This is a genomic window from Victivallis lenta, from assembly GCF_009695545.1.
Classification (GTDB): domain Bacteria; phylum Verrucomicrobiota; class Lentisphaeria; order Victivallales; family Victivallaceae; genus Victivallis; species Victivallis lenta.
Map to the genome: position 1 here is coordinate 1 of NZ_VUNS01000058.1, position 6,584 is coordinate 6,584.

A 6,584-nucleotide genomic window follows, 5' to 3' on the forward strand; every position below is an offset into this window, starting at 1 on the left:
CTTTCGCCGACATTCGCAGGAAAATCGCTTCCGAAATTTCCTCGAGTGACATTTTTGCAGGGTGTTGCAGAAAATCTTTCAGCTCCCACGGATTTTCTGCTTGCTTTTCCATTTTCTCCGTTGTATAATACTTCTCATCGAACCAGTTTCAGGAAAACTTTAGGAATAGAATAATAGCCTGTTATTCGAGATAATAATATGCCATTAGTAAAGCATGACTACCCTGTTTTAGAGTACGATACCGCATCAAAAGCTGTTTTTCAGCCGGGAAATGAGAAAAAATGTTTTCCTGCAAAAGCAGTGTTTGCTTTTTTAGGAGACGAGGTTGAAAATTATGCACATACCCATGATGGAATACAGATAGATGAATTTGAAAGTGCAACAAGACGATATCCTATTTATGAATGTCTTTATAATCAGGAGAAAATATGTCTATGTCCGGCTCCTGTGGGAAGTGCTGCTGCCGTCCAAGTTTTAGAATATTTAATTGCAGGGGGTGTAACAAAGATTATTTCCGTCGGCTCCTGTGGCGTATTGGAAGACATCCCGGAAAATAGATTTTTGATACCTGTTTCTGCATTGAGAGATGAGGGAACATCTTACCATTATCTTCCTCCCTCCCGAGAAGTAGAGATTTCAAAGGCTGGTATAAATGCGATTGAATCTGCTTTAAGCCAAAAGAATATACCATATTGGGAAGTTAAAACATGGACAACAGACGGTTTTTATCGAGAAACAGTAGAAATGGTTCAGTATCGGAAAGAAGAGGGATGTCAAGTAGTAGAAATGGAATGTTCCGCATTGGCGGCGTGTGCAAAATTTAGAAAAGTTACATGGGCTATGCTGCTTTTTTCAGCCGATACTCTTGCAGACCCTCATAAATACCAAGAAAGAGAATGGGGAAAAACAAGTATATCCATAGCCTTAGAATTAGCCTTAGACGCTGTTTTATCAGTTGTTGAGGAGTAAAAATAAATACATATAGGAGTTACAATGAATATAAATGAATTTCCACAACAAGTAAATCAAGTTATTTCAATAGCAGAAACCATATTACAAGGTCAAATATTGGGGATATATTTATATGGTTCAGCAACAATGAATGGGCTGCGTCCAGATAGTGATATAGATATACTGATAATTACTAAACAAGAATTGAGTAATTCAATCAGAGCAGATCTAACAAAGCAATTATTGAAAATTTCTGGCTCCGTAGGCTGTATTGAAAAAAGACCTTTAGAGGTAACTATTATCAATCAATCTGATATTGTTCCGTTGCAATTTCCGCCAAAATGTCAGTATATGTATGGTGAATGGCTAAGGGGAGAGATGGAAGCAGGAGAATATCCGCAAGCCTGCAATGACCCAGATATAATGATTTTATTATGGCAAGCAAGAAAAAATAGCATAACTTTGAAGGGGGCGGAAAGCAAAGAGCTTATTCCCGCTATCCCATTTCACGAAATTAAAAAAGCAATTCGGTTTTCTTTACCTGGTTTGATTTCCAGCTTTAAGGGTGATGAAAGAAATGTGTTATTAACCTTATCACGAATGTGGTTTACTTTAGTAACAGAAGAAATCACGACAAAAGATGTTGCCGCAAAATGGGTAATTTTAAAATTGCCGGAGAGATTTCCCCCCCTGCTAACAACGGCAAAGGAAGCTTATTTGGGAAATTTGTCTGATGAATGGGAGACAGTAGAAAAGGAAGCGATGGCACTTGTAGAATATATGAAAAAACAAATTGAGGAATTACTTAGAACAGAGTAGCAAAGTTAGCGGGGCCAATCAACGGTCAAGATGAACGGCGCATAAATGCGCCGCCGTTGACAGTTCCGCCCGTCTTTGCTGATGGGCAATCAAGGCGGGAAAGCCCTAAAATGGCTTCCCGCCCATTTCAATCTTGAGAGAAGAAACGCTCCAAAATCAGAAAGAGAGCGGTAAATCTGAATTGCGAGGGAGAATGTAGATGAATCAAGGAAGAATTATTGTGATTACAGGTTCGCCGGGAACAGGAAAGACAACAACTGCGTCGATTGTCGCAAAAGAATCGAACATGGATAAATCTGTGCATATGCACACAGACGACTTTTTTCATTATTTAAGCAAAGGAGCAATACCGCCGCATTTACCAGAGTCCAACAAACAAAATTTAGTTGTCATTGAAGCCTTTTTAGAAGCTGCAAAGCGCTATGCCCGCGGCGGATATGATATAATTGTAGATGGAATTGTCGGGCCGTGGTTTTTAGAACCATGGAGAGCCCTTGTTCGAGAAGATTATGAAGTACACTATATTGTTTTAAGAGCCACTAAGGAAGAAACTTTGAGACGAGCTGTGGAAAGATCGAAATTAGATAGAAAAACAAATCTCGAATTAGTAGAAACAATGTGGAAGCAATTTTGTAATCTTGGGATATATGAATCGAATGTCATTGAAACAACAATGTATTCTATCAAGGAGACTGTTTTTGCTGTAAAAGAAAAAATTGCAAGTGGAACCGTATTGTTATCTTAAGCGATTTTTAGAAAGCGGAATTTTAGTATGTCATCTGTGTGAATAAATGCTTGAACCTCTCCCTTAGCTTAGACAACTTTTTATGGAAAGATAGGGATGAAAGTCTTTGAGTTACTATATACTATTGGATAACATTCGAAAATTTGCGCACATTCCCCAAGGAGGTTGAGGACGTCTTCGAAAAGTCTCTCAGTTCGGCATGCCCCTCACAGCCGGGGGGCGATCTGCTTATTTCACTTCCGGGAGCTGATTCCAGTCGGTGGTGTAAGACGGGGTCAGCATCTCGCGCTTCATCGTCCAGGGCCTCTTGATCCCTTCCGCAAGATGGAACAGACTTCCCCGGCCGAAACGCCGGTTGATTTCATCCACCGCCTCCGATAAGCGATCCTGTTTTTCCGCTTTTCTATGATCCGCAAAGAGATCCATCTGGCGATTTTCGGCGGATTCCAGACCGAAGAAGAGCACGCCCGCCTTTTTGTAACGACGGCCCTCCTGAAAAATCCCGTTCAGCTTCGGACGAATCGCCTGAAGCATCTCCGAAGTGCTGGAAGTCGGCGTCTCAAAGGTGATGGTGGTCGCATGAAACCCTCCCGGCAGTGCGACGGGGGTATATTCCGGGTAATACTGGAAATAAACGTTGGCCCCGGACGCGAGTTGTTTTTCCCTGCGGAGTTTTTCTGCCGTCCGCGCGGTGTAGTTCGCCACGGCTTCGGCCAGATCCGCAAGCTCAACGACCGGATGCCCGAACGAACGGGAGCAGCTGATGCTTTTCGAGAGTTCCTCCGGATCCTCCTGTTCGAAAAGAGGTTGTCCCCGAAGCTCAAGGGCAGTCTTCGCCAGTGTCACGTTGAATTTTCGCCGCAGAAACCCCTCGTCCGCCGCTGCAAGCTGCCACGCGGTCTGTAACCCGAGGGCGGCAAGTTTCGGCGCAAGACGGCGTCCTACGCCCCAGACTTCCCCGACCGGCAGCGTTTCCAGCACCGGCCGCGGCTCATCCGGCATGACGAAAACACCGGAAGGGAGCTTTTTGCCGATATGGTTCGCGATCTTTGCCAGCGTCTTGCTCGTCGCGAAACCGATTCCGCAGGGAATGCCGACCCATTTCAAAACCGCCCGGCGGATTCGTGTTCCGTATTCAAACATGTCCGTGCCGGAGGGCGGATTCACATGGATGAAGGCTTCATCGATCGAATACTGCTCCACTTCCGGCGCGAACTCTCCAAGCGTGGCGATCACCCGTCGGGAAATGTCGCCGTAAAGTTCATAGTTGCTGGACTTCAGGATCAAGCCGGATTGTTCCAGACGCGGCTTCAGTTGAAAGAACGGCGTTCCCATGGGGATCCCGAGAGCCTTGCACTCCTGCGACCGGCTGATCACGCAGCCGTCGTTGTTGGAGAGGACAGCAACAGCCTTCCCCTCGAGCGAAGGATCAAAGATCCGTTCACACGACACATAGAAGTTGTTGCCGTCCACCAGCCCGATCATATCAGTTTTTTGCCGTCCTGGAACGCGGTTCCGACTACCGGGCCGAGTTTCCGATACAGATGGTGAACCGGATCGAACGTAATCGGTTCGAACTTCTTTGGATCGATTTTGCCGTCGGCGTCCAGAATCCGCTCGTCCGCGCTGACATTGACGATTTCACCGACCGTGCAGCCGGTTGCCGGATCATAACTGACGAGGCGGCATTCCAGAGTCATAGGAAGTTCGTCGATCATCGGGGCGTCGACAAATTCCGATTTGTGAGTATGCAACCCGGATTTCGCCATTTTGTCCGGTTCTTTGTTCCCGGAAACGAGTCCCACGAAGTCGCACTCGACCACATGGGCCGCGTCGCCGATACTGACGGTGAACGCCTTTTTCGCCAGCAGATTCTTCGCCGTCTTGTGGCTTGGGTCAATGCAGACGCCGATCTGATTCGTGTCATGAATCCCGCCCCAGGCGGCATTCATCGCGTCGGGAGAACCGTTCTCGTCATAGGTTCCGACAATCAGAACCGGCATCGGATAAAGCCATGTCTGTGCTCCGAAATTTTTCCGCATTTTATGTTCCTTTCCCGTTTGAGAGTTTGACGAACTGATGAATAACCGCTGTCACCACGCCGAAAATCCGGAGCTCCATTCCTTCGGAAAACGTGATGGGTTTATATTTCCGGTTGGCGGGCTGGAGATACCAGCGTTCCCCGTCCGAACGGAGGAATTTCACCGTGAATTCATTATCCACGCAGGCGATCACGATGGAACCGTCGCGCGCTTCGAGGCTGCGGTCAACGACAAGGATATCTCCCGGGCGGATTCCCGCTCCCGTCATGGAGTCGCCCGCGGCGCGGACAAAAAAGGTCGCGGCAGGCCGGTGAACCAGCAGTTCGTTCAAATCCAGCGGCGACTCGATATACTGCTCCGCCGGTGAAGGAAATCCCGCCACGACAGGTGTTGCCATCAGGGGCGGGTTGCCGCATTCCGTTTGTTTCGCTGTTTTCTTCTGATGCATTGTGCGTTTATTTTTCCAGATCTCTTCTATGCGTAAGATAGCATTGCGAAACAGGGTTTGCAAGGGCATTGAGGAAAGTGGCTGCCCCGGAGAGCGTTTCCAGATTGTCTTCTCCTGAAAGTTGCTCCACTACGTCTGCCAATTTGATTTGTGATTCAGAAATTCTGATTTGCAATCAGAAATACCTATGTTATCTTACTCTTAATGACAGAAATATGATGCAATGTTGCATCATATTGACTGTCAATTTATGAACATGGAGAAAAGTGTCACCTGTTTTTTTACTGAAAAACAGAACCATTTATTCCCGCACATGACAAGTGCCAAATAGCTCTCTTAATTATAATATTTGCCAAGGGAGCTACCAAAATTATTAGTAACTTCTTTATGATACTATAAATTTCGGAGGAAAAATGATAATTGGAAGATGTAATAGTTCAGAAAATTCGCGTAACAGATATGATGAAACCTTCTGCATATTTTCTTTTATGCAAGATGCAGATGGGATTTGGCGTGTCCATTTAAAATTTTGCTGTAAAATTATTTTAATGATAGTATTTTTAATTTCATTTTTTTGGTTTTTCTATGCAATATATACTTATATTAATCAGGGCCAACACGTGGGTTTATTTGTTTTTGTTGGAGTTTTTTTTGCTGCTATTGGTATCATGGGGATCATTTCCTGTTATACTCGTTATTTTGAGATAGATCCGAATAATAAGATAATTGTTTACGGGGCGTATAATAAAAAATACAGCAAGAATAAATATTTAATTAAGGCTATGTCACAACAAACAGTTGATAAATAGCCATTTTTATAGGGGAGTATCAGAACTCCCCTACAAACTGTTATTTGCAGTTATCTATACTCATTTGGAATTTCGATATGAAGTGTCTCACACAATAACTTCACATCATGTGCATCATTTTCATCAAACTCGTATCCCAGATGGAACATTACTTGACTATATGGTTCAATACAGGAAACCTCTATTTCCTCAATTCTTCCTTTACCCGAAAAAGTTTCTACCGGAAAACAATCCCCATCATAAAGAATTTCACCTTCGTCCGTATATTCAAAACAATGCAAATCAATAATTCTGTTTTTCAAATCTTCCCATACAGTATGGTTCAATGTTGTATATTCCATCTTAATCTCATAAAAGCCATTAGCTTTCATTATTTCTATAAAGTTCTGATAATCGTTCTTTTCTACAAAAATGTCAATATCATTATGGGCTCTTGACTGATATCCAAGAAGAGCATCTACACCCCAGCCACCATCAAGAAAGACTTTAATCTCCGCATCTATTGCAAATTGAAGAATCTGTTTTACATCTGTTATATTGACCATCTTATCATCTCCACAAATTCTAATTAGGCGACCAGAGGAACTGCTGGTCTGTTTGATAAATCTCTGCATTTAGCAGTTTTCAATGTTGCCAAAACGAAAGTGTCATGTGCGGGAATAAATGGTTCTGTTTTTCAGTAAAAAACAGGTGACACTTTTCTCCCTGTTAATAAATTGACAGTCAATATGATGCAACAATGCATCATATTCTGTCAATAAGAGTAAGAT

The 6,584-nt window shown here is 43.8% G+C and carries 8 protein-coding genes; 4 read left to right on the forward strand and 4 right to left on the reverse strand.

Annotated elements, in window-relative coordinates:
- The first annotated feature begins 198 nt into the window (after window positions 1–198).
- The 3 genes from FYJ85_RS22580 to FYJ85_RS22590 all read left to right on the forward strand — a co-directional run bounded on the left by FYJ85_RS22580 (window position 199) and on the right by FYJ85_RS22590 (window position 2,515).
- Window positions 199–969, forward strand: a complete 771-nt coding sequence (locus FYJ85_RS22580; RefSeq protein WP_154420946.1) for a nucleoside phosphorylase — start codon at window positions 199–201, stop codon at window positions 967–969.
- Window positions 970–993: 24 nt separating this feature from the next.
- Window positions 994–1,770 (forward strand): ANT(9) family aminoglycoside nucleotidyltransferase, encoded by a 777-nt coding sequence (locus tag FYJ85_RS22585; RefSeq protein ID WP_002578722.1) that lies wholly within the window; start codon window positions 994–996, stop codon window positions 1,768–1,770.
- Between the two features lie 199 nt (window positions 1,771–1,969).
- On the forward strand, window positions 1,970–2,515 hold the full coding sequence (locus FYJ85_RS22590) for a P-loop nucleotide/nucleoside kinase family protein (RefSeq protein WP_154420947.1): 546 nt from the start codon (window positions 1,970–1,972) through the stop codon (window positions 2,513–2,515).
- A gap of 228 nt (window positions 2,516–2,743) precedes the next feature.
- On the opposite strand, the gene FYJ85_RS22595 is transcribed toward FYJ85_RS22590, so the two are convergent.
- The 3 genes from FYJ85_RS22595 to FYJ85_RS22605 are packed head-to-tail and all read right to left on the reverse strand — an operon-like array spanning window position 2,744 to window position 5,074.
- Window positions 2,744–4,000, reverse strand: coding sequence for a Y-family DNA polymerase (locus FYJ85_RS22595; protein ID WP_154420948.1), 1,257 nt, complete (start codon window positions 3,998–4,000; stop codon window positions 2,744–2,746).
- Entirely contained in the window at window positions 3,997–4,557 is a 561-nt protein-coding gene (locus tag FYJ85_RS22600; protein WP_154420949.1) for a flavin reductase family protein, read from the reverse strand. Before FYJ85_RS22600 ends, FYJ85_RS22595 begins: the two co-directional genes overlap by 4 nt.
- A 1-nt stretch (window position 4,558) precedes the next feature.
- A complete protein-coding gene (locus FYJ85_RS22605; protein WP_235903265.1) occupies window positions 4,559–5,074 on the reverse strand; it encodes a LexA family protein in 516 nt (171 codons plus the stop codon).
- 344 nt (window positions 5,075–5,418) lie between these two features.
- Here FYJ85_RS22605 and FYJ85_RS22610 point away from each other — a divergent pair, with 344 nt between their 5' ends.
- Window positions 5,419–5,814, forward strand: coding sequence for a hypothetical protein (locus FYJ85_RS22610; protein WP_154420950.1), 396 nt, complete (start codon window positions 5,419–5,421; stop codon window positions 5,812–5,814).
- A gap of 50 nt (window positions 5,815–5,864) precedes the next feature.
- Here FYJ85_RS22610 and lnu(C) read toward each other — a convergent pair whose 3' ends face one another.
- A complete protein-coding gene (gene lnu(C) / locus FYJ85_RS22615) occupies window positions 5,865–6,359 on the reverse strand; it encodes a lincosamide nucleotidyltransferase Lnu(C) (protein ID WP_019543803.1) in 495 nt (164 codons plus the stop codon).
- Between the last annotated feature and the right edge of the window lie 225 nt (window positions 6,360–6,584).

Excerpts from the sequence above, each read along its gene's own strand:
- FYJ85_RS22610 (WP_154420950.1), top strand. The coding sequence starts at position 5,419 with ATGATAATTGGAAGATGTAATAGTTCAGAAAATTCGCGTAACAGATAT.
- FYJ85_RS22600 (WP_154420949.1), bottom strand. The coding sequence starts at position 4,557 with ATGCGGAAAAATTTCGGAGCACAGACATGGCTTTATCCGATGCCGGTT.
- FYJ85_RS22585 (WP_002578722.1), top strand. The coding sequence starts at position 994 with ATGAATATAAATGAATTTCCACAACAAGTAAATCAAGTTATTTCAATA.
- FYJ85_RS22590 (WP_154420947.1), top strand. The coding sequence starts at position 1,970 with ATGAATCAAGGAAGAATTATTGTGATTACAGGTTCGCCGGGAACAGGA.
- FYJ85_RS22595 (WP_154420948.1), bottom strand. The coding sequence starts at position 4,000 with ATGATCGGGCTGGTGGACGGCAACAACTTCTATGTGTCGTGTGAACGG.
- FYJ85_RS22580 (WP_154420946.1), top strand. The coding sequence starts at position 199 with ATGCCATTAGTAAAGCATGACTACCCTGTTTTAGAGTACGATACCGCA.
- FYJ85_RS22605 (WP_235903265.1), bottom strand. The coding sequence starts at position 5,074 with ATGCCCTTGCAAACCCTGTTTCGCAATGCTATCTTACGCATAGAAGAG.